This window comes from Maribacter sp. PR66 (genome assembly GCF_028464205.1).
Lineage (GTDB): Bacteria > Bacteroidota > Bacteroidia > Flavobacteriales > Flavobacteriaceae > Maribacter > Maribacter flavus.
Genome location: NZ_JAQPCH010000001.1, coordinates 825,112 through 845,067 on the forward strand (window position 1 = coordinate 825,112; position 19,956 = coordinate 845,067).

19 protein-coding genes are annotated in these 19,956 nt (G+C 42.5%); 3 read left to right on the plus strand and 16 right to left on the minus strand.

Going from position 1 to position 19,956, the window contains the following annotated elements:
* Positions 1–30: 30 nt before the first annotated feature.
* The 14 genes from PP181_RS03550 to PP181_RS03615 all read right to left on the minus strand — a co-directional run bounded on the left by PP181_RS03550 (position 31) and on the right by PP181_RS03615 (position 14,071).
* Positions 31–426, minus strand: a complete 396-nt coding sequence (locus PP181_RS03550; protein ID WP_138256793.1) for a hypothetical protein — start codon at positions 424–426, stop codon at positions 31–33.
* 40 nt (positions 427–466) lie between these two features.
* Positions 467–1,486: a phenylalanine--tRNA ligase subunit alpha gene (pheS, locus tag PP181_RS03555; RefSeq protein WP_138256794.1), complete on the minus strand. Its 1,020-nt coding sequence runs from the start codon at positions 1,484–1,486 to the stop codon at positions 467–469.
* A gap of 94 nt (positions 1,487–1,580) precedes the next feature.
* Positions 1,581–2,216 carry a carbonic anhydrase gene (locus PP181_RS03560; RefSeq protein WP_272636207.1) on the minus strand — a complete coding sequence of 212 codons (636 nt, stop codon included), beginning with the start codon at positions 2,214–2,216 and terminating at the stop codon, positions 1,581–1,583.
* Positions 2,217–2,305: 89 nt separating this feature from the next.
* Positions 2,306–2,932 (minus strand): carbonic anhydrase family protein, encoded by a 627-nt coding sequence (locus PP181_RS03565; protein WP_138256796.1) that lies wholly within the window; start codon positions 2,930–2,932, stop codon positions 2,306–2,308.
* Between the two features lie 16 nt (positions 2,933–2,948).
* The gene (locus PP181_RS03570) at positions 2,949–4,541 is read right to left on the minus strand and encodes a SulP family inorganic anion transporter (protein WP_272636001.1); all 1,593 of its coding nucleotides are present in this window, start codon (positions 4,539–4,541) and stop codon (positions 2,949–2,951) included.
* Between the two features lie 77 nt (positions 4,542–4,618).
* Entirely contained in the window at positions 4,619–4,915 is a 297-nt protein-coding gene (locus tag PP181_RS03575) for a hypothetical protein (RefSeq protein ID WP_138256798.1), read from the minus strand.
* Positions 4,916–4,988: 73 nt separating this feature from the next.
* Entirely contained in the window at positions 4,989–5,747 is a 759-nt protein-coding gene (locus tag PP181_RS03580; RefSeq protein WP_272636002.1) for an SH3 domain-containing protein, read from the minus strand.
* 2 nt (positions 5,748–5,749) lie between these two features.
* Positions 5,750–7,528 (minus strand): BatD family protein, encoded by a 1,779-nt coding sequence (locus PP181_RS03585; RefSeq protein WP_272636003.1) that lies wholly within the window; start codon positions 7,526–7,528, stop codon positions 5,750–5,752.
* Between the two features lie 10 nt (positions 7,529–7,538).
* Positions 7,539–8,396, minus strand: coding sequence for a tetratricopeptide repeat protein (locus PP181_RS03590; RefSeq protein WP_154917867.1), 858 nt, complete (start codon positions 8,394–8,396; stop codon positions 7,539–7,541).
* 1 nt (position 8,397) lies between these two features.
* Complete coding sequence (locus PP181_RS03595; RefSeq protein ID WP_272636004.1) at positions 8,398–9,444, minus strand: VWA domain-containing protein; 1,047 nt, start codon at positions 9,442–9,444, stop codon at positions 8,398–8,400.
* Between the two features lie 3 nt (positions 9,445–9,447).
* Positions 9,448–10,446 carry a vWA domain-containing protein gene (locus tag PP181_RS03600; RefSeq protein ID WP_154917869.1) on the minus strand — a complete coding sequence of 333 codons (999 nt, stop codon included), beginning with the start codon at positions 10,444–10,446 and terminating at the stop codon, positions 9,448–9,450.
* A complete protein-coding gene (locus PP181_RS03605; RefSeq protein WP_272636006.1) occupies positions 10,447–12,111 on the minus strand; it encodes a hypothetical protein in 1,665 nt (554 codons plus the stop codon).
* A 3-nt stretch (positions 12,112–12,114) separates the two neighbouring features.
* Positions 12,115–12,981: a DUF58 domain-containing protein gene (locus PP181_RS03610; protein ID WP_272636007.1), complete on the minus strand. Its 867-nt coding sequence runs from the start codon at positions 12,979–12,981 to the stop codon at positions 12,115–12,117.
* An 88-nt stretch (positions 12,982–13,069) separates the two neighbouring features.
* Entirely contained in the window at positions 13,070–14,071 is a 1,002-nt protein-coding gene (locus PP181_RS03615; RefSeq protein ID WP_138256806.1) for an AAA family ATPase, read from the minus strand.
* A 157-nt stretch (positions 14,072–14,228) separates the two neighbouring features.
* Between PP181_RS03615 and PP181_RS03620 the strand changes: the two genes are divergently transcribed.
* The 3 genes from PP181_RS03620 to PP181_RS03630 are packed head-to-tail and all read left to right on the plus strand — an operon-like array spanning position 14,229 to position 17,004.
* Positions 14,229–15,104, plus strand: a complete 876-nt coding sequence (locus tag PP181_RS03620) for an aldo/keto reductase (protein ID WP_272636008.1) — start codon at positions 14,229–14,231, stop codon at positions 15,102–15,104.
* 11 nt (positions 15,105–15,115) lie between these two features.
* Positions 15,116–15,871: an SDR family NAD(P)-dependent oxidoreductase gene (locus tag PP181_RS03625; protein ID WP_272636009.1), complete on the plus strand. Its 756-nt coding sequence runs from the start codon at positions 15,116–15,118 to the stop codon at positions 15,869–15,871.
* On the plus strand, positions 15,868–17,004 hold the full coding sequence (locus PP181_RS03630) for an ATP-binding protein (protein ID WP_154917872.1): 1,137 nt from the start codon (positions 15,868–15,870) through the stop codon (positions 17,002–17,004). Before PP181_RS03625 ends, PP181_RS03630 begins: the two co-directional genes overlap by 4 nt.
* Here PP181_RS03630 and PP181_RS03635 read toward each other — a convergent pair whose 3' ends face one another.
* Both PP181_RS03635 and PP181_RS03640 read right to left on the minus strand, forming a co-directional pair.
* Entirely contained in the window at positions 17,005–18,945 is a 1,941-nt protein-coding gene (locus PP181_RS03635; protein WP_272636010.1) for an alpha-amylase family protein, read from the minus strand.
* A 1-nt stretch (position 18,946) separates the two neighbouring features.
* Positions 18,947–19,891 (minus strand): carbohydrate kinase family protein, encoded by a 945-nt coding sequence (locus PP181_RS03640; RefSeq protein WP_272636011.1) that lies wholly within the window; start codon positions 19,889–19,891, stop codon positions 18,947–18,949.
* Positions 19,892–19,956 lie beyond the last annotated feature (65 nt).

Here is a 19,956-nt window from a genome sequence, read left to right on the forward strand (position 1 = left end):
ATATGACAATTAATGGGTCAAAAAACAGGGCTATTTTGCGAATATCCCATCCTTTTCAATCAAAGGAACATGGGTAAGGTTCTGTTCGTTGACGGAACCCTTTTCAAAGAGGAACTTCTTTTCATAAAGCTTGTTATCCGCATAATAGGTAACAAAAAACTCATTGTTAAGGCGCAGCACTTCTTCCTGTACAAGCTCCACTTTTTCAAAGGATTTGGCAGCTACGACCCCAATGGCATGCCGCATGGTGGAGGTTTTTACCTTTTCGTCATATCCCTTTGAAACGATCAGGGCCATTTCAATGGGCGTTTTCCTATTATTAATAATGTAAGCGTTCCAATCCTTGGACAGGAATTCATCGTTCCACTCGTAAACAAGGGCAATATACACGTCTTTGGCAATAGGTATTTCGATGTCTTTTTTCAAAAATATCCGTTATTTATCCGAAGAATTTTACATCCAATGCTTATAGGGAACTTTTGAATTGTTCCAAAAACCGAATATCGTTTTCACTCAACAAACGTATGTCACTGATTTGATGCAGCAAAAGGGCAATCCTATCTATACCCATACCAAAGGCGAAGCCGGAATAGATTTCCGGGTCAATATTGCAGTTTTTAAGGACGTTTGGGTCTACCATCCCACAGCCCATAATCTCCAACCATCCGGTACCTTTGGTCATTTTATAATCGGTTTCGGTTTCCAGCCCCCAATAAACGTCAACTTCCGCACTGGGTTCGGTAAATGGAAAATAGGAGGGGCGTAACCGAATCTTGGACTTTCCAAAAAGTTCCGTGGTGAAGTACTGTAGCGTCTGTTTTAAATCGGCAAACGAGACATCCTTATCAATATATAGCCCTTCCACCTGATGAAAAAAACAATGGGACCTCGCCGATATTGCCTCGTTCCTATAAACCCTTCCAGGGGAAATCGTTCTAATGGGCGGTTTGTTGTTTTCCATATACCGCACTTGAACCGAGGAGGTATGAGTCCTGAGTAGAATATCCGGATTAGTTTGTACGAAAAAGGTGTCCTGCATATCGCGTGCAGGATGATACTCCGGTAGGTTCAGGGCCGTAAAATTGTGCCAATCATCCTCAATTTCAGGTCCTTCCGAAACATTGAACCCTATTCTTGAAAAAATATCTATAATCTTGTTCTTGACAATGGAAATGGGATGTCTTGCGCCCAATTCGGTGGGGTTACCGGGTCGCGTAAGATCGCCAAAAAGTTTTTCTTCGGATGCGTTTTGCTCCAAGGCCTGTTTCAAGAGCTCCACCTTTTCCGTAGCGGCCTGTTTTAATTGGTTGATGGTTTGGCCAAATTCCTTTTTTTGCTCGTTAGGAACATTCTTGAACTCTGCAAAAAAATCGTTCAAGACCCCTTTCTTGCCCAAATATTTTATTCTAAATGCCTCTACGGCATCCAGATTGTCAGTGGTGAAAGAGGATACTTCTGCAATTTGTTCCTTGATTTTATCAATCATAATGCTTGATTAAAGCCGCAAATTTAAAACTTTTAAAAAAGGTGGAATGTGTTTTTGGGGATTAAGATATGCAACCAAGGTAAATTGAAAGGGGTCAATCCAAATGATATATTTCCATAATTTCCTTTAGAATCCCCTCAAAATCGATATTCAGGTCAATGAGTTCCCCGGAGTGTACATTAAATACCCAGCCGTGCACCGTAAGTTCCCTTTGCCTATATGCTTTTTGTACCACCGCCGTTTTTATAAGGTTCACACACTGTTCCTGAACATTCAGCTCTACAAGTCGGTCGTATTTTTTTTCTTCATCCTCTATGGTGTTCAGTTCATCCTTATGGATTCTATACACATCTCGAATGCATCGCAACCATGGATTTAGTATGCCCAGATCGGCTGATTGCATAGCGGCTTTTACGCCGCCACACGCGTAATGACCACAGACTACAAGGTGGCTTACCTTGAGATGCTCTACGGCGTATTCCACCACGGACATGGTATTCAGGTCTATGTTAATGACCATATTGGCAATATTCCTATGAACGAAAACTTCACCGGGATTGAGCCCCATAAGTTCCTCTGCGGTAACCCGGCTATCGGCACAACCTATATATAAAAACTCAGGATTCTGGCCTTTGCCCAGTTCATTGAAGTAATTGGGCTGCAAGGACAGTTTGTCCTGAATCCACTTTCTATTGTTCTCGAATATCCTGTCTAAATAGTTGGAGGCCATAGAAATCAATTGTTCTTTGGAAAGATAACCTATTCTTACATGTATCGGCCTCAAATCTTAGTCTTGGCCTTCTTTAAAAGCGCTATTTTTCAGTAAAATTCTACGGATCCGGAAGATATATCGTACATGGCCCCTACGATCATTATTTCGCCATGTTCCTCCATTTCCGCGAGGACCCTGCTACGCTGTCTGATATTTTCTATCGTAATTTCAACGTTTTTTGCGGCTACAGCATCCACAAATTCCAAATTTTTGGAATTTCTTTTGCTTTCGTCCACCGGTTCCTTAACGGCAGCCACTGCAGGTTCTATCTTATTGATCAAAGCCGTTAGGTTCCCCAATCTGGCATGATCGCAAGCCCCTTTTATGGCACCGCAACTTGTATGCCCTAAAACGACAATTAGTTTTGTCCCAGCCAATTTGCAGGCGAACTCCATACTCCCCAGAATATCCTCGTTTACAAAATTTCCGGCGATCCTCACACTGAAAATATCTCCCAATCCTTGATCAAAGACCAGTTCTGCGGACACCCTGGAGTCGATACAGCTTAAAATCGTAGCAAAGGGAAATTGTCCTTCGCTGGTATCGTTGACCTGCTCCAAAAGATTGCGGTTCGCTTTTAGGTTATTCTGAAAACGCTGATTGCCTTCCTTTAAAAATTGCAATGACTTTTGTGGGGTCATTGTTGCTTGTGTTTCTTTGGTATGGGCTTTCATATCTTTTTAATTTTTATTAGGTAACATTGTAACCCGACTTTGGATCACTTTTAAAAAATTCGATAAAACTTGGCGGATTTTCAATAGTACCCCTTTTAGAATAAAGCTTTATGTCAATATTCCGTTCCTTGGCTTTCAATCTAAAGTCTTCCAATATTTCAATAATATCATAATCCAGATAGCGGGTCTTTAATTTATCTATTTCCAAGAAAGTGTTTTCCGGGATACTTTCCAATTCCTTTAAAATGGCTCCTTTGTTGAAAAAGGTGACCTCTTCAGCAAGTGTCAGTTTGATTATATTTTTCCCATCCTTATTTTTCTCTTTTTGCAAAAAATGGGAATTTTGGTAGCTTTTCAGAAGAATTACAAAAATACCTACACATAAACCTAGAGCAATTCCGATTAACAAATCAGTAAAAATGATTCCTAGGATTGTAATAAAAAAAGGTACTGACTGTTTCCAACCCAAACTATACATTTTTTTAAACAGGGCCGGTTTGGCCAATTTATAACCTACTATGATTAGGATGGCCGCTAACACAGAAAGGGGTATCATGTTTAGGAGTTTCGGAATAAGAATTACCGAGAACAAGAGGAAGAAACCGTGAATGATGGCAGAAAGTTTTGTTCGACCTCCTGATTGTATATTGGCGGAACTCCTTACGATCACTTGGGTAATAGGTAAGCCCCCAATTAATCCTGAAAAAATATTACCCATTCCTTGGGCCAAAAGCTCCCTGTTCGTTGGGGTTACATTTTTATAGGGATCTAGTTTATCGGTAGCTTCCACGCAAAGTAAGGTTTCCAAACTAGCTACTAATGCAATGGTAAAACCTGTCACCCAAATTTGGGGATTTGTAATTGCGGAAAAATTTGGAAAACTAAATTGAGCGAAAAAGGATGCAGCATCCTCGGGAACTGGAACAGTCACCAAATGTTTCTGGGAAATGGATAGAAATTCGTCATTTTTTGTAAGTAGATAAAATATAATACCAAGGGCAACGGCCACCAGAGGACCTTGTATCAGAGCGAATATTTTCCCCTTTTTAGAAAGAACTTTGTCCCATAAGATTAATATGGCCAATCCTATAATCGCAATCAGGGTAGCTCCAGGACTTATGTGGTCGATAGTATCGATAATTTCGGTAAAGGTATTATTGCCATCGGCTTGAATAAATGCCATATCCCCCATTGGGTCTGGATCATATCCAAAAAAATGCGGTATTTGTTTCAAGATGATGATGATACCGATACCCGTCAACATTCCCTTGATTACGGAGGAAGGAAAATAATATCCGATGATACCGGCCTTCAAGAGGCCAAAAATCAATTGAATGACACCGCCAATGACAACGGCTACCAAAAAGTTCTGATATCCGCCGAGCGCTCCTATCGCCGTTAATACAATGGCCGCCAGACCCGCCGCCGGTCCGCTAACACCAATATTGGAACCGCTTAGGGCGCCTACTACAATCCCGCCAATAATTCCCGCAATCAGGCCCGAGAATAAGGGTGCGCCACTTGCCAGGGCAATTCCCAAACAAAGGGGAAGTGCTACAAAGAATACCACGATACTCGCGGGTATATCGCTTTTTAAATGTTTGAACATGTTTTTTGAAATCTTTTAAAGTAGACCAAATAGGTGGTCAAGTGAATTTTTAAATCGTTATTTAACGGAAAGAAAATTTACACTTTTGGAGGAGGTAAGAATACTTCTTTAAAATTGGAAAGGATTAAACATGTATCATCTTTGGAGAAAGAATGTAATTTCCCAAATGCTAAAAAGGACATATCATTTTGAAGGTTGTTGTTTACAAAATGCTTTTCGGCAAACTCTATCGTGGTTTCATAATTTTCCTCTTCTTCATTAAAATCCATTACAATCTGTTCACCATCAAATAGCTCCATCAATGTGCCAATGGACGGAGCTAATATGGCAATCAATAAAGAAAATGACAAAAAGTAAACTACGAGTGATTTCAAATTTATTGGTCTGTTTTGACGAATATACTGAATATCTACTGAAGGTATATCTGTATGTCAGGTTTAATTGATTTTAAAAATCCTTTAAGACCTTAAGATCACTGGCAGGTATCCAACCCGTTTTGCCGTCGGCCAGCCTAATTTTTCGGTAGTCGTTGAGACTGTCCAAAACGTTTACCTTGGTTCCGGAGTGCAAGGTAAATATATCCTCACTAGAAGTATTGGGCTCCGAACGTACGTTCACCTCATCGGCAAAAATAATGGCGGGATTATCCGCCTGATAGGAACTGAACTCCACGGAAGCAAATACTATGAATACGATACAAAGGAACAATGCGATTAAACTTCCAATAAAGGCGAACCTTTTTCTAGTGGAATATTGATTGTAATAAAAGGCAATATAAAGGAGCACGAACAAAATCATGCAAAAAATGCTTGCGTAGGCCCATTGGTCAAAGGTTAACCGGGAGGTTATAGTCTTATAAATGCGCGAAAGTCCGGTCTGGGGCAGCGTTTCTATGGCATCCAAGGTCATATTCTGGGCATAGGTCAGATTGGTTCGTACTTCTTGGTCGTCCGGATTCAACAAAAGTGATTTCTCGTAATAATAAATACTCTCCGGTATTTGGTTTAACTTGTAGTAGGCGTTCCCAAGGTTATAATACAAAGCTGCGGAGTGCTGATTGTTTTCCAAAATTTTATCGTACGCCTCAATAGCTTTTTCATACTCACCGTTGTTATAGGCTTCGGTAGCCTGATCAAACAAGTTGGTACCTTGTGAGTTCCCAAGGAATCCCATTAGTAGCATTAATATGGATAATTTTTTGATCATACCTACAATTGTTTATCCATTAAAGAAATTACCTCACTTGCCTTGTCGTAGTCCCTTTGCATTTCTACATTGGAGAATGGGCTATATCTGGCCGCCTCACAATTCTGTAGCAGTCCAATGAATTCGTATATAGTTGTTTCCTCTATACCCTTTTTGTTCAAAAGTTGGGAAATTTTATCCTTACTGAATTCAGAGGTTTCTATTTTTAGCTTGGCTTTCAGGTAATTGTGCAGGGCACGTTCCAAAGCTATATAGAACGCATCTTTGTTGCCAAGTTCCTTTCGGGCTGCGGAAAGATATTTTCTGGCCAATTTATTGGCGCGCTTTATCTTATTTCCCACTACATCTTCCGCGATGGCATCCCTTTTCTTCCGTAGGATTATCGCTAAGGGAATTAACAGTAAGGGTAGAAGGAGCCATAAATAATACCGTGTGGACCCAAAGAAATAAGAGGTTCCCATATTCGTAAGATTGGGGGAAAGCTTTATAAAATTGAATTGGCTCCCCGTAGTCACCACCTGCTGTTTGTTCGTTTGACCAATGGCCGAGTTGGAGAGGCTTCCACTATTATTGGGCCCCTCAAGTACATTGATGATGATTTCGTCCGAATTTAAGGTCTCGTATCGTTCCGTCTTCGGATTAAAAAAGCTAAAGGATATAGAAGGGATGGGATACTTGCCCCTAAAAGAAGGTACGATCGTATAACTATTGCTCACTTTTCCCTGCATGCCGCTGAGGTTCGTGCGTACATCTTCGGTAAACTCCGGTTCATATACTTCCAATGAGCTTGGAAGTTCCGGTTCTGGAAGTTTGAAAAGCTTTAAATTTCCTTTACCGCTAACTTCAACGGTAGCCTGTAGGGATTCCGTCGCATTTAGTTCCGTTTTTGTTGTATTGACCGAAAAATCGAATTCACCCACAGCTCCGGTGAAATTTGCCGGTTGATTGGCGGTAGGAAGGCTTTTTACGTTTATTACCCTGTTGCCGGCCGAAACGGTTTTATTGGTTTGGGAATAGATCCTGCCCCCAAAAAAGTCCCTTCTACTGGTTGGAACGTCCACGGTGACGTCCAAGGACAAGGGTTCAATTTCCAATTTCCCAGTTTTTTGCGGATAGAGCACCACTCTTTTTAGAACAACATACCTGTAAGGTTTGCCTTGATAGGTACCATTTTGTGCCGTTAGCCTAGAAACTTTGATATCCTGACTCCAAAAGTTATTATAAGTAGGATTATCCAGAGGCTGATAATTGGAAACACTGATATTTGGGCTCACATAGAGTTTATATACCACACTTATGGCTTCGTTGAGGTATGGATTTGTTTTGGAAACCTCGGCCACGAGATGCAGGTTTTCATCGGCTACATCCTCTGCCGTCATCTGATCACTGGGCTTGTCCACAGCGGCCGTCACTTCTATTTCCTTTGGGAGAGATTTATAGGTTTTACCGGCAATAACGATGGTCGCCTGTTCAATAGTAAACTTTCCTTTGGCGATGGGAGCCAAGGTATAGGAATAGGTTTTGGAATAGCTTCTTACACCATTGATCCAGGATGAACTTATGGATTGGGAAGGGCCCATTAAGACCCGGAACCCATTAAAATCCGGGGGATTGAAATTGTCCCCGTCCTTGTTCATGGTAAAATCTACACGAAGTCGCTCGTTCAATCCCAATTTTGGTTTGCTCAGCTGTATTTCAAAGGTAACGGCGTCGGCATCCTGCGCCTTCACTAAAAAGGAGAGAAAGAAAAAAGGAATTAGTATAATTAGCTTCTTGATCATGGACTCTTGCCTACCAGTCTTTTTCGTTCTTCACTTTTGCACCTTTTACCTTTTTGGCATCTATTTTCTCCTGAACCTGCTTTTCAGCGTTTTGCATCGCCCTTAAAAGGTTCTCTACCTGTTGCTTTGAGAGCTGGTTAGGTTTTCGTTGCGGTTGGTCCTGGGGTTGGTCGCCTTGCTCTGGTTTCTTGTTCTGCTCCTCTTTTTGGTCACCATCACCTTCTTTGTTCTCATCCTTCTTTTCGTCGCCCTTATCTCCCTCATTGCCATTTTCTCCCTGATCTTTGTTGTCCTGGTTTTGGTCCTCCTTATTGTCCCCGTCCTTATTTTGATCCTGGTCCTTTTTGTCCTCTTGGTCCTGCTGGTCCTTGTTCTCGTCGTTCTTGTCCTTGTTTTCCTCTTCCTCCTTTTTTTGCATTTCCTTGGCCAGGGCAAGATTGTATCGGGTTTCATCGTCCGTAGGGTCGTTTCTAAGGGCTTCCTTATAGGCTTCCACGGCTTTGGAGTAATCCTTACGTTTCATGAACACGTTGCCCATGTTGTGATAGGCCTTGTGTTTATCCTTTTTTGATGTGGCGACCTCCCCTGCTTCCTTAAACCTTCCAAAGGCTTCGCTATAGGTTTCGTTATTGTAATAGGCAGTTCCTAAATTATAAGGAGCGGCCACATTTTCGGGGCTTTTGGCAATGGCCTGTCTGTAATCTACTTCGGCCTGCACAAAATTATTTTCGGAAAGGTTCTTGTTCCCATCCCATGTTAGGTTGGTAGAGGTCCTTAAGGCCCTCTCCTTTTCCTTTGCATCCTCTTCCTGTGAAAAAACGGAAACGGAAATGAAAAGGAGCAAAAATGTATAGATCAATTTTCCCATTTTATTCCGGATGTTTTTCGTTAAACAAATTGAGTTTCTTCAACCATTTTGTCTTGCGGTCCAAGATAAAAATTTCCAAAAACAGGAACAATAATCCAGCCGCCAGAAACCATTGAAATTGGTCCTTGTATTCCGCAAATTGTTTGGCCTCAAACTCTTTTTTATCCATTTGCAGCAATTCTTCCTTGATGAACTCTACAGCGGCATCCGTATTGGAACCGTCAATGTAGGCGCCATTGCCCTCATTGGATATTTCGGTCAACACTTCCTCGTTCAGTTTGGTAATTACCACTAAGCCTTGCGCATCCTTCTTGAGGGATTCCATAACGCCATTTCTTTTTATGGGGATGACAGAACCCTTTTCAGACCCCACACCTATGGTATAGATGGTGATTCCCTCATCTACGGCCTCCTCAACGGCACTCATGGTGGAATCTTCCGAATGGTCTTCCCCATCCGAAATTATGAAAAGGACCCTGTTGGTCTGTTCCTCGTCATCGTAAAACGTAGTGGCCAATTCTATCGCCTCGTTGATGGCCGTTCCTTGCGACGTGAGCATGTCTGTGTTCATGCTTTGTAGAAACATTTTGGCGGCCCCATAATCCGTTGTAATAGGCAATTGCGGAAAGGCCTGACCTGCATACGCTATTATCCCGATCCTGTCACTGGCCAATTGGTTTATAATTTCCGACACCAGTCGTTTTGCTTTTTCCAACCTGTTTGGTGCGATGTCTTCCGCCAACATACTTTTTGAGACGTCCACGGCAAAAACGATGTCCACACCTTCTCTTTTAACAGTCTCCAGCTTGGTGCCAATTTTTGGATTTACAAGACCCATTATCAGGGCCGAAAGCCCCAAAAGAAAGAATATAAGCTTTAAGGTGCCTTTGTAATAGGATCTGCTAGGCGTCAATCGCTTTAATAATTTGGAATCCGCAAACTTTTTTTGGGTCCTTTTTTTCCAAATCAAAAGCAATAGAAAGATGACTATGATCACCGGTATGATGAACAATAGATAAAAATATATTTTTTCGTCTAACTGAATCATTTTTTAAATAAAGCTTCTAAATACCGTATTTCTCAAAACCCATTCCAAAAGTAACAGGGCACCTGCAAGCAATACCAAAGGTCTAAATTTCTCCTCGTATCGGTAATATTTGAATTCTTCAATATCCGTTTTTTCCAGTTTATTAATCTCCTCATAGATTTCTTCCAAGGTCTCATTGTCCGTTGCCCTAAAATATTTTCCGCCCGTAACCTCGGCAATGTTTTTCAAAAGCTCCTCATCGATTTCTACTTGTCGCATCCCATACCTAAAGGAACCATCGGCATTATATGCTATGGGGGATAGGGCATTCCCATTGGTTCCCAGACCAATAGTGTAGGTTTTAATATCGAACTCTATGGCAAGATCTGCCGCGGTCTGAGGTTCGATAAACCCGGAATTGTTCACCCCGTCGGTCAGTAGAATAATGATCTTACTTTTTGCCTTGCTTTCCTTCAACCTGTTTACGGATGTGGCCAGACCCATTCCAATGGCCGTGCCATCCTCCAGTTGCCCATAGGTTATTTCGTTCAGTGCATTGAGCACGATGTTTTTGTCCGTGGTAATGGGTGTTTTCGTATACCCTTCACCCGCATAGGCCACCAAACCAATACGGTCATTGGGCCTTTTTTTGATAAAATCCGCAGCGACTTCCTTAAGGGCGGATAGGCGATTTGGTTTAAGGTCCCGTGCCAACATACTGGAAGAGACGTCTATGGCCATAACAATGTCGATACCCCTTGTAGTTTTGGTACGTGTGGATATATCTTCCGTTTGAGGCCTGGCCATGGCAATAATAATCGCACTTAGGGCCAAAAGCCTTAGGACAAAAAGCCCCGGTTTTAACTTTGGGAGAATACTTTTGTACTGAAAACTCTTGATCGTGGCTATTTTGAGGGCTGCGGTTTCTTCCTTACGTTTGAATATATACCATACCAACGCCAATGGCAGTGCTAAAAAAAGCCAAAAGAATTCCGGATTTGCAAATGATATATTATCTAACATTTAAACATCTGTTTTTACTTCTACAGTGGAAAGAATCCTATCCACAATATCCTGTGCGTAGGTGTCATCTTCCAACCAGGTAAGGATTACGTTCTGTTGGAATCCCTTGCCCCCAAAGAGTAGTACGGTGTACTCGCCCTTTACCAATTCTTTGGAATTTGGGACGGGAAAATCGCCGCTACCAAATACTTTGATACCTTTTACACCGCTAATGGTAGTGAACTCCTCCTGCTTTGTAATAATGTTCTTGGTACCTTGACTTTCAAAACCCTGAATGATCTGTTCAATGGTCTGCTCAAAGGGAGCTTCCATTTCTGGGTTCATGGTCACGGAAGTCGTCCCCACGGTAAAAAGTCCGATGGGGCTATGGTATGAAAATGCCTGAATATCCTGAATGTTGGCCTTTGCCTCCGGAGGCAGTTTCACTTCTTGCCGCACCAAGACTTTTGGGGTTTCCAAAATAATAGGGGGAAAACCATAGGAGCTGGAAATCCATTCCCCTTCCAATAATTCCTTGGTGGGGTGGCCAAGGACCGTATCCTTTAAATAGGTAAACCCGAATTTGAACCCAGCAATCAACACTCCCAGAACGATGACTCCTGCCAAGGTAGAAAGTCCAATAATGAGCTTTCTTTTCTGTTTTCTTCGGCCCAGTTCCTCCAAATATTCCGCTTGTTGCATCAATTCTTCTTCCGTTGGTTCAGGCAGGGCTTCGTGGGTTTTGACCACGATCTGCTCCACCAATTTTCGGTCCTGCTCCGCTACGGAGGTGGAAGGTTTGGTCCTGGCGAACTTTACCAGATCCGCCGTCTGAAGTATGTTCCTAAACTGTTGGATGGTATCCTTGTCCAACTGCAATTCCCCGGAATCGCTCAAGAGTTCCAAGCGTTCTATTAACTGGCCCGTAGTACTTTCCAGAGCGGCTACATGTGCCTCTTCTTCCAAATAGGCACGAACGATCGTCGTTAATTCCGAATAGTATTCCTTGAACTCATCCTGGATTAAGTATTTGGAATTTTCAAGTCGCTTCAACTCCAAAAGCGCCCTGTCGTAGGGAGGTAACAAGGCTTCTTTTTCTTCTTGGGTCAAAGGCTTTTTCCGTAGTACGAACCAATAAAAAAGTCCGCCAAGTACCAATAGTACCAATAGTACCAATAGCCCAATAACCACGTACTTCCACCATCCCATATAACTTTTCTCTACATTGATGAGGGGTTTAATGTCGTACATCTTCTGGGCAATGGTATCCACCGGAACCGTTTCTACATGGATCATTGTGCTATCCGTAAAATAGCCTATGCCATTGATTTCAATGCGTTGGGTGGGCAGTTTATAGGAACCGGAATCGAATTGTGTAAGTGCATATATTTTTTGGAGGGTAAGCCTGTCGTTTTTTCGTGTGGTATCCGTTGCGAACGCCTCTACTGTTTCCAGCGGGGAAAAGGTCTGACCTTCCGGAAAGATGACCTGGTCTGTAGTATCCACTTCCACAGTAACCTTCCATTGGACCTGTTCCCCAATTTTAATATACGTAGTGTCTACGGATGTCCTGATATTCCGATTTTCTTGGGCCTTTACGGTTGAAAGGGACAAAATAAGGCACACAAACGCCAGGAACCTTGCCATTCGCATTACTGGAAAATGTGTGGTTGAAATAATCCGCATTTTTTATCCTCTTCTTTTAAAATAGCCCAATAGCTTTTTTACATAGCTTTCGTCTACCCTGCAATCCAAAACCCCGCAACCCGATTTTGTAAAGGTTTCCTTGAAATAATTGACCCGATCCCTGTAGTATTCCGCATAGGAATTGCGCACTTTCTTGGATTGGGTATTGATCAATTGCAATGCACCGGTCTCCGCATCCATCATTTGGACCAATCCTAGGTTTGGAATTTCTTCCTCGCGTTCGTCATATACCCGTATTCCCGTCACGTCATGTTTGTTGCCCGTAATTTTTAAGGTCTTCTCATAGTCGTCCGCAATAAAATCCGACAATACAAAAACGATCGCCTTTTTCTTCATTACATTGGTAAGGTATTTTAGGGCTTCGCCGATATCCGTTCTGTTGCTTTTAGGGGTAAATTCTAATAGCTCCCGTATGATTCGCAATACATGGGTCTTCCCCTTTTTTGGTGGGATGAAAAGTTCCACTTGGTCCGAAAATAAAAGTACCCCCACTTTATCGTTATTCTGTAAGGCACTAAAGGCCAATGTGGCCGATATTTCCGTAACTATTTCGTTTTTGAACTGATTTTTGGTGCCAAAAAATTCCGAACCGCTCACATCCACCATGAGCATCATGGTAAGTTCCCGTTCTTCCTCAAATACCTTTACAAAAGGCTCATTATACCGCGCGGTCACGTTCCAATCGATACTTCTAACATCGTCCCCAAATTGATACTGCCGTACCTCGCTAAAAGTCATACCCCTTCCCTTGAACGTAGAATGGTATTCCCCACCAAAAATATGGTCGGACAGACGGCGTGTCTTGATTTCAATCTTACGTACTTTTTTGAGTAATTCCTTGGTATCCATTTGGTCTAGTAAACAGTTTTCAGCAAGCAGTATTCAGTAGGGAACACAATATTGTGTACTGCCAACCGCATCTGCCAACCGCCCACTTTTAAGGTACTTCTATCTCGTTTACGATTTTGTTGATGATTTCCTCAGAAGTAATGTTTTCGGCCTCTGCCTCATAGGTAATGCCTATTCTATGCCTTAGAACATCGTGGACTACGGCCCTAACATCTTCCGGAACAACATAGCCCCTGCGTTTAATAAAGGCATAACATTTTGCCGCTACGCCTAAGTTGATACTTCCCCTGGGCGAGGCACCAAAACTGATAAGGGGCTTCAATTTTTCAAGGTTATATTTTTCAGGGTAACGGGTAGCGAAAATAATGTCGAGAATGTATTTTTCAATTTTTTCGTCCATGTATACTTCCCTAACGGCCTTTTGGGCACTCAAGATCTGATTTAAGGAAACCACGGGTTTTACGCTTTCAAATCCACCTAAAAGATTCTGGCGCATAATCAACTGTTCCTCGTTCATTTTGGGGTAGTCGATAACTGTTTTCAGCATAAAACGGTCAACCTGTGCTTCGGGCAAGGGATAGGTTCCTTCCTGTTCAACCGGGTTTTGCGTGGCCATAACTAGAAAAGGTTTGTCCAGAATAAAGGTTTCGTCACCTATGGTCACCTGTTTTTCCTGCATGGCCTCCAATAGGGCGGATTGTACCTTTGCGGGAGCCCTGTTGATTTCATCGGCCAAGACAAAATTGGCAAAAATGGGACCTTTTTTTATGGAGAAATCGTTCTCTTTTATATTGTAGATGAGTGTACCCACAACGTCTGCGGGAAGTAGATCTGGGGTAAACTGGATCCTACTGAAACTTCCCTTTACTGCCTTGGCCAAGGTGTTGATCGCCAAAGTCTTTGCCAGACCGGGAACACCTTCCAAAAGGATATGCCCCTGCCCCAACAGGCCAATCAGCAGGCGCTCAACCATGTGTTTCTGACCAACGATGACTTTGTTCATTTCAAGAACAAGTAAATCAATAAATGCGCTTTCCTGTGCTATTTTCTCATTGACCGCACTTATGTCTACAGTTGTATTTTCTTCCATGTATCAGATACTATTTCGCGAAATTTAGCTAAAAATTTAACAGTTGTGCAAATTGAAAATTAATTGGTTGAGTAGCTGTTAACGATTGGTTAAAAAATGGTAGAAGGCCCTATTTTTGTGAAGTATTTATGGTATTTCTTTTTAATTTAACTTCTTAATGAACAGCACTACGGAATATTCCAAAATTATTGCCGGTACCATGACCTGGGGCAAATGGGGGAAAAGACTTACAACCGATGAAATGGTACGCTTGATGAACCATTGCATGGATCTTGGTATAACCACATTTGACCATGCGGATATCTATGGAGATTATACCACCGAGGCGGATTTTGGCGCGGCCTTTTCAAAAAGCGGCATACAAAGGGAAAACGTTCAATTTATCAGTAAATGCGGAATCCAGTTCAAGGTTGAATCCAGGAGCAATAAGGTAAAGCACTATGATTACGACAGTGAATATATCATTTGGTCCGTGGAGCAATCCTTACAGAAACTGAACACGGAGTATCTGGACCTGCTATTATTGCATAGACCGAGTCCCCTTATGGATCCGGAGGAGATTTCACTTGCTATATCCAAACTAAAACAGGAGGGAAAAATCAAGCAATTTGGGGTTTCCAATTTTAGCCCATCACAAATAAAATTATTGGAAACCAAAGTGAAGGTTGAAGGGAATCAAGTGGAATGCTCCCTTACCAGCAACGATGTTATGGATAACGGCACCCTTGATGATTGTATCATTAAAGGCCGTATGGTCATGGCATGGAGTCCGTTGGGCACGTATTTCAGAAAATCATCTGACCGTACCAATCGCATCCAAAAGATAATCGACCAATTGGTGCCAAAATATAATGCCACTGAAGACCAATTGTTGCTTGCCTGGGTATTACGACATCCGGCCGGCATCCGCCCCGTGGTAGGAACGGCCAACGAAGTCCGACTTGCCCTGGCGATCAAGGCCTTGGAAATCCAAATGGAATTGGAGGATTGGTTTCTTTTATTGGAAGCGAGCAATGGCAGTGAAGTAGCATAAAATTAAATATAATGGGAAAAACAGCATTTATTACTGGGGCGACCAGTGGCATTGGAAAGGCAACGGCAATGCATTTTGCGAATAACGGTATAAATCTGATCCTTTGTGGAAGGCGCGATAATCGGCTAAAAGGCCTTCAGGAAGAACTTTCGATGAAGGTGAAAGTGCACACACTCTGTTTTGATGTAAGGGATAAGGAATCCGTGAAAAATGCGGTAGCGTCCCTGCCCGATGCTTTTTCAAAAATTGATATTCTAATCAACAACGCGGGGAACGCCCATGGCCTGGACCCCATTGAGGAAGGCTCTTTGGACGATTGGGATGCCATGATGGATATCAACGTGAAGGGCCTCCTTTATGTTTCCAAGGCCATTTTACCGCAAATGATCGAGAGAAAAGAAGGTCATATTATCAATATAGGTTCTACGGCCGGTAAGGAAGTGTATCCCAAAGGAAATGTCTATTGTGCCAGCAAGCATGCGGTAGATGCCATCAATCAGGGAATGCGCATCGACTTGAACCAATACGGTATTCGAGTAGGAGCCGTAAATCCCGGACTAGTAGAAACCGAATTCAGCAATGTTAGGTTCAAGGGCGACGAAGAACGTGCGCACAATGTCTACAAAGGTTTCCAGCCTTTAACTCCTGAAGACATCGCCGATATTATTCACTTTGTGGTAACAAGACCTTATCACGTAAATATTGCAGATCTCGTGGTAATGCCTACCGCCCAGGCATCTTCCACCATAGTCAATAAGCAGGTATGATCAATAAACGCCTACTTGTAAAAAACTTGCTCGCCCACAACGATGAAAATAGTTTTTACGACAAAAAGCGTTTTATTGCCATTGGGGAAAAGGAGGGAAAGGCCAAATTCCTGAAGCATGTTTGCGCCTTGGCAAACAGCAATCCAAAAAATAATTCTTTCATTGTTGTGGGTGTCGAGGATGAGGACAACACCATTGTGGGGGTGGATTTTTTCGATGATAGCAAGATTCAAAACTTAGTAAACGCCTACCTAGAAAACCCGCCCATTATTTCCTATGAGAACATTCCCTTTCCCCATTTAAAGGAGGGAAAGGTTGTTGGTCTGGTGACCATCAGGTCCATAGGGAAGGTATGTGCCCTGCGCAAGAATATATGGAAGTATTACGGGGGTTCCGTGTTTTTTAGGGAGGGCAGCATAAGTTTGCCCAAAGCCTATGGCGTAGAACTAAAGGACATAAATTCCAAAACCGTTGCAACCATAGAACAACATGCCAGAAACAACATAGAACTCACCTTGGACGGGGTCATCGATTTTTTGAACAATCGGCACAAGGACCTGGAAAGTGACTATAAAGTTTTTAAGGAACAATTTGTGGTATGTTGGGCAGGAAATACAAAAGTGGTAAAAGGCCAAACCTATTATTACAGGGTGGATATCGAATTGATTAACGAGCAGGTAAAGTTGTTTTATTCAGATTTGGATGAAGTAACCATCGATTATGACGACAATTCATTCTCCACCATGGAGTATGTGCATTTAGGATTGGGTTCCAAACAAAAATATTATCCCTTGGAAAAGGTGGTGATTCGTTTTAATGATAACGGCACCTATAAAATCGAGTCGAAATTATTGTTCGAACCGCCTCAATATGATAAAAAAACCTTGTTCCATGTCTATAACAGCAGCAAGTCCCTTATTTCAAAGATAAAGAACGACACGCCCCTGAATTCTATGGAAAACGAAGACCTTAATTATTTGGCCGATACTTTCCTAATTTGTTATTTGAACGGTTTTGAGGAAGCCCGTGATCAAATGGACCTGGCCAAGAACTTGGTAAAAAACAAGTACCCAAAAACGTACACTTCCTTAAAGGAGGCTTTGAGAATCCTGAGAAAGGTGAAATACAATTAATTAAACGTTCGTTATCCAATAATGGCCAAAGGGCTTTAAATAAAAGTCCTTGTTCCCGTTCAGGGTCATTGGATTACCTGTAAGCAGGTCTACAGATGCCTCCCCGGTAAGAATACCATTTGAAAGCAGCCAAGAAACATCTAGGGACTGTGAAACTTCGTCAAAGTTTGAAATCACCCAAATCGATTTTCCTGCATCTTTTCGTTCAAAAACAAAAATGTGAGGATTGGGGGTGTCATGGATGACGGTATTATTATGGTCCGCAAAGACTTCTTGGTCCTTACGTATAGCGATCATTTTTCGTAATGTTTTGTAAACAATACTGGCAGGTCCATTGGACGTATCAAGTTTTTTGACGACCTCCCAATCCTGTTTAGGTCTATTGACCCATCGGCTATCGTTTTTGAAATCTTCATCCTCCAGGAACGAATAGTCGTTCAAGGTCGCGATTTCGTCTCCGGCATAAATCAGCGGAATGCCGCCAAACGACAAAATGATGCCATGCATCATTATAATTTTATCCACGGCATAGGAGACGCTTATTTCGTTTTTTTGTTCAAGGGCGGATTCCAGACCCAAGAGTGATGCGGCACTTCCCGTGATACGCCCGTCCCCATTTTTTGGGTTATACATGAACATAAGGCCTTTTGCGGGCGACCACTCCAACCTGCCACAATAGTAATTGAGGATAAACTGTTTGTGGGGAAACGGTTCCCAACCCATTTCACGTACAAAATCGTCGTCATAGCCCAATCCAATATCATCATGGCAACGGATGTAATTGATCCAAGTACAATCAATGGGCTTATTGGGTACTCCATTTAGGCTACGGATCATCAAGGAACTTTTCTTGGTTGCGATGGAGTTCCATAAAAGTGCCATTAAGGAAGCATTGTAAGCTATTTCACACTCGTTTCCTTCAAACTGGTTCTCACCGAAGTATTTTAGGATATTGCGCGGTGCAACAATGGCTTCTGCCAAAAGAATGACTCCGGGAGCGATTACCTGTAGGCACATTCTAAAGAGTGAGATCAGGGTGTGTGCTTCGGGCAGGTTCTGGGAAATGGTACCCAGTTTTTTCCATAAAAAGGCCAGGGCATCAAATCGTATGACATCCACTCCCATGTTCGCAAGGGCCATGAGATTCCCCAGCATTTCCAAAAAAACTTCCGGGTTTCTATAGTTGAGGTCCCATTGATACTTATTGAAAACGGTCATTACCCATTTTTCCATCTCCGGGATATAGGTAAAGTTACCGGGAGCCGATTCCGGAAAGATTTCCGGTAAGTTTTTTTCGTATTCATCGGGAATAGACCTGTCGTCAAAAGTGTAATAATAATCCTGGTATTTTTTATGCCCCTTTTTGGCTTTCTTGGCCCATTCAAATTCATCCGAAGTATGGTTGACCACAAAGTCCAACATCAAGAAGATATTCTTTTCTCGGGCTTTTTGGGAAAGTTCCATAAAGTCTTCCCGGGTGCCATATCTTGGGTCTATTTCATGATAGCTATTTACGGCATAGCCTCCATCGTTCTCTCCATTGGGCCTCGTTGTAATGGGCATTAAATGGAGAAAGTTCACCCCCAAATCCTGGAAATAGGGCAACCTGTCCTGTAAGCCCTTTAAGTCCTTGCTAAAACGATCCACATACAATTGCATGCCCACGAGTTTCTCGCTTTGGTACCAATTTCCCTCCTGCAATCGCTCCAAGTCCTGTTTTTTCAATGCTTCAGGGCGTTCTTTAAAGAGCAGCTCCAATTTTTCGGGAAGCTTTTTCGAGAAATATGAGGTATCAGACGCTGGATAAAGCGAAAAAAATAAGTCCTTAATATATGTGAGATTGGTATGGAACCTTTGATGGAATAATTCGGTGGGTGTTTTCTTGGCCTCTCCAAGTACCTTTTTGGAGGCCAATAATTGGTGCAAGGCAGCCTGGTTCATGCTAAAAATCTAATTGTTTTTGGGTTGGTAGGGATTCGATCGCGCCAAAATTGGTCGTTGTAATGGCACCGGCCTTGTTGGCCTTTGACACTATTTGGGTAAGTTCTTCCTCACTTTCCAGTAAGGTCTCCAAACTATCGTGTTCCGAAATCTGTTTCAACATACAACCTATAAAGGCATCCCCTGCTCCGGTCGTGTCCACAGGGGTCACCTCAATGCTTGGGATCGTTTTTCGAAAGTGTTTGGTGCTCAACAAAGTGCCTTCTTTGCCCAAGGTCACTACTATGATGGCCACTCCGGTGTCATGGAGAAAGGCGCAGGCTTCGTCCATTTCCCTTTTCCCCGTAAGTAACCGTGCCTCTTCCAGACTGAATTTGCCAAGATGTGATTTTTGTATAAAGGGCATGCATTTTTTTATAAAGGCCTCCTCTTTGTTCTTCCAAAGATCTTCCCGGTAATTGGGGTCAAAACTTATGAAGGAGTCTTTGGTAAGGGCATCAAAAAAATAGCGGCTATAGGCTTCTTCCAAATTTCCGCCCAGCATGGCCGTAGCCGCCCCAAAATGGACCATGTTGTTCTTGAAATCCTTTTTTAGGGAAGAGTCGTATTTCAACTCCTTGTCCGCACCTCGGCTAAAAACAAAATCGCGTTCACCATCCTCATCGATGGATACAAAGGCCAAGGTGGTAAAGACTTCGGATTTCTGGGCCATGGAGGTATCCACTTTGTTCTCTTCGAGAATGTTCAACAAAAAATCCCCAAAGGGATCATCCCCCACACAGCCTACGAACACACTTTTGCCTTCCAATTTGCTAATGGCACAGGCCACATTGGCCGGGGCACCGCCCGCCTTTTTTGTAAATTCCTTAGCTACCGATAAGTTTTTGCCTTGGTTTTCGGCCACAAAATCTATGAGTAGTTCACCGATGCAAAATACTTTCTTCATTTATTCATTGTATTGATGGACGTTCATTGCACAAAGCATTAAATTCCTTTTTAACCAAGGGCCTT

Coding starts and splice junctions, on each gene's coding strand:
- PP181_RS03605 (WP_272636006.1), bottom strand. CDS start 12,111: ATGCGGATTATTTCAACCACACATTTTCCAGTAATGCGAATGGCAAGG.
- PP181_RS03640 (WP_272636011.1), bottom strand. CDS start 19,891: ATGAAGAAAGTATTTTGCATCGGTGAACTACTCATAGATTTTGTGGCC.
- PP181_RS03620 (WP_272636008.1), top strand. CDS start 14,229: ATGAACAGCACTACGGAATATTCCAAAATTATTGCCGGTACCATGACC.
- PP181_RS03595 (WP_272636004.1), bottom strand. CDS start 9,444: ATGATTCAGTTAGACGAAAAAATATATTTTTATCTATTGTTCATCATA.
- PP181_RS03625 (WP_272636009.1), top strand. CDS start 15,116: ATGGGAAAAACAGCATTTATTACTGGGGCGACCAGTGGCATTGGAAAG.
- PP181_RS03630 (WP_154917872.1), top strand. CDS start 15,868: ATGATCAATAAACGCCTACTTGTAAAAAACTTGCTCGCCCACAACGAT.
- PP181_RS03580 (WP_272636002.1), bottom strand. CDS start 5,747: ATGATCAAAAAATTATCCATATTAATGCTACTAATGGGATTCCTTGGG.
- PP181_RS03635 (WP_272636010.1), bottom strand. CDS start 18,945: ATGAACCAGGCTGCCTTGCACCAATTATTGGCCTCCAAAAAGGTACTT.
- PP181_RS03590 (WP_154917867.1), bottom strand. CDS start 8,396: ATGGGAAAATTGATCTATACATTTTTGCTCCTTTTCATTTCCGTTTCC.
- PP181_RS03615 (WP_138256806.1), bottom strand. CDS start 14,071: ATGGAAGAAAATACAACTGTAGACATAAGTGCGGTCAATGAGAAAATA.
- PP181_RS03610 (WP_272636007.1), bottom strand. CDS start 12,981: ATGGATACCAAGGAATTACTCAAAAAAGTACGTAAGATTGAAATCAAG.
- PP181_RS03600 (WP_154917869.1), bottom strand. CDS start 10,446: ATGTTAGATAATATATCATTTGCAAATCCGGAATTCTTTTGGCTTTTT.
- PP181_RS03565 (WP_138256796.1), bottom strand. CDS start 2,932: ATGAAAGCCCATACCAAAGAAACACAAGCAACAATGACCCCACAAAAG.
- PP181_RS03560 (WP_272636207.1), bottom strand. CDS start 2,216: ATGGCCTCCAACTATTTAGACAGGATATTCGAGAACAATAGAAAGTGG.
- PP181_RS03570 (WP_272636001.1), bottom strand. CDS start 4,541: ATGTTCAAACATTTAAAAAGCGATATACCCGCGAGTATCGTGGTATTC.
- pheS (WP_138256794.1), bottom strand. CDS start 1,486: ATGATTGATAAAATCAAGGAACAAATTGCAGAAGTATCCTCTTTCACC.
- PP181_RS03585 (WP_272636003.1), bottom strand. CDS start 7,528: ATGATCAAGAAGCTAATTATACTAATTCCTTTTTTCTTTCTCTCCTTT.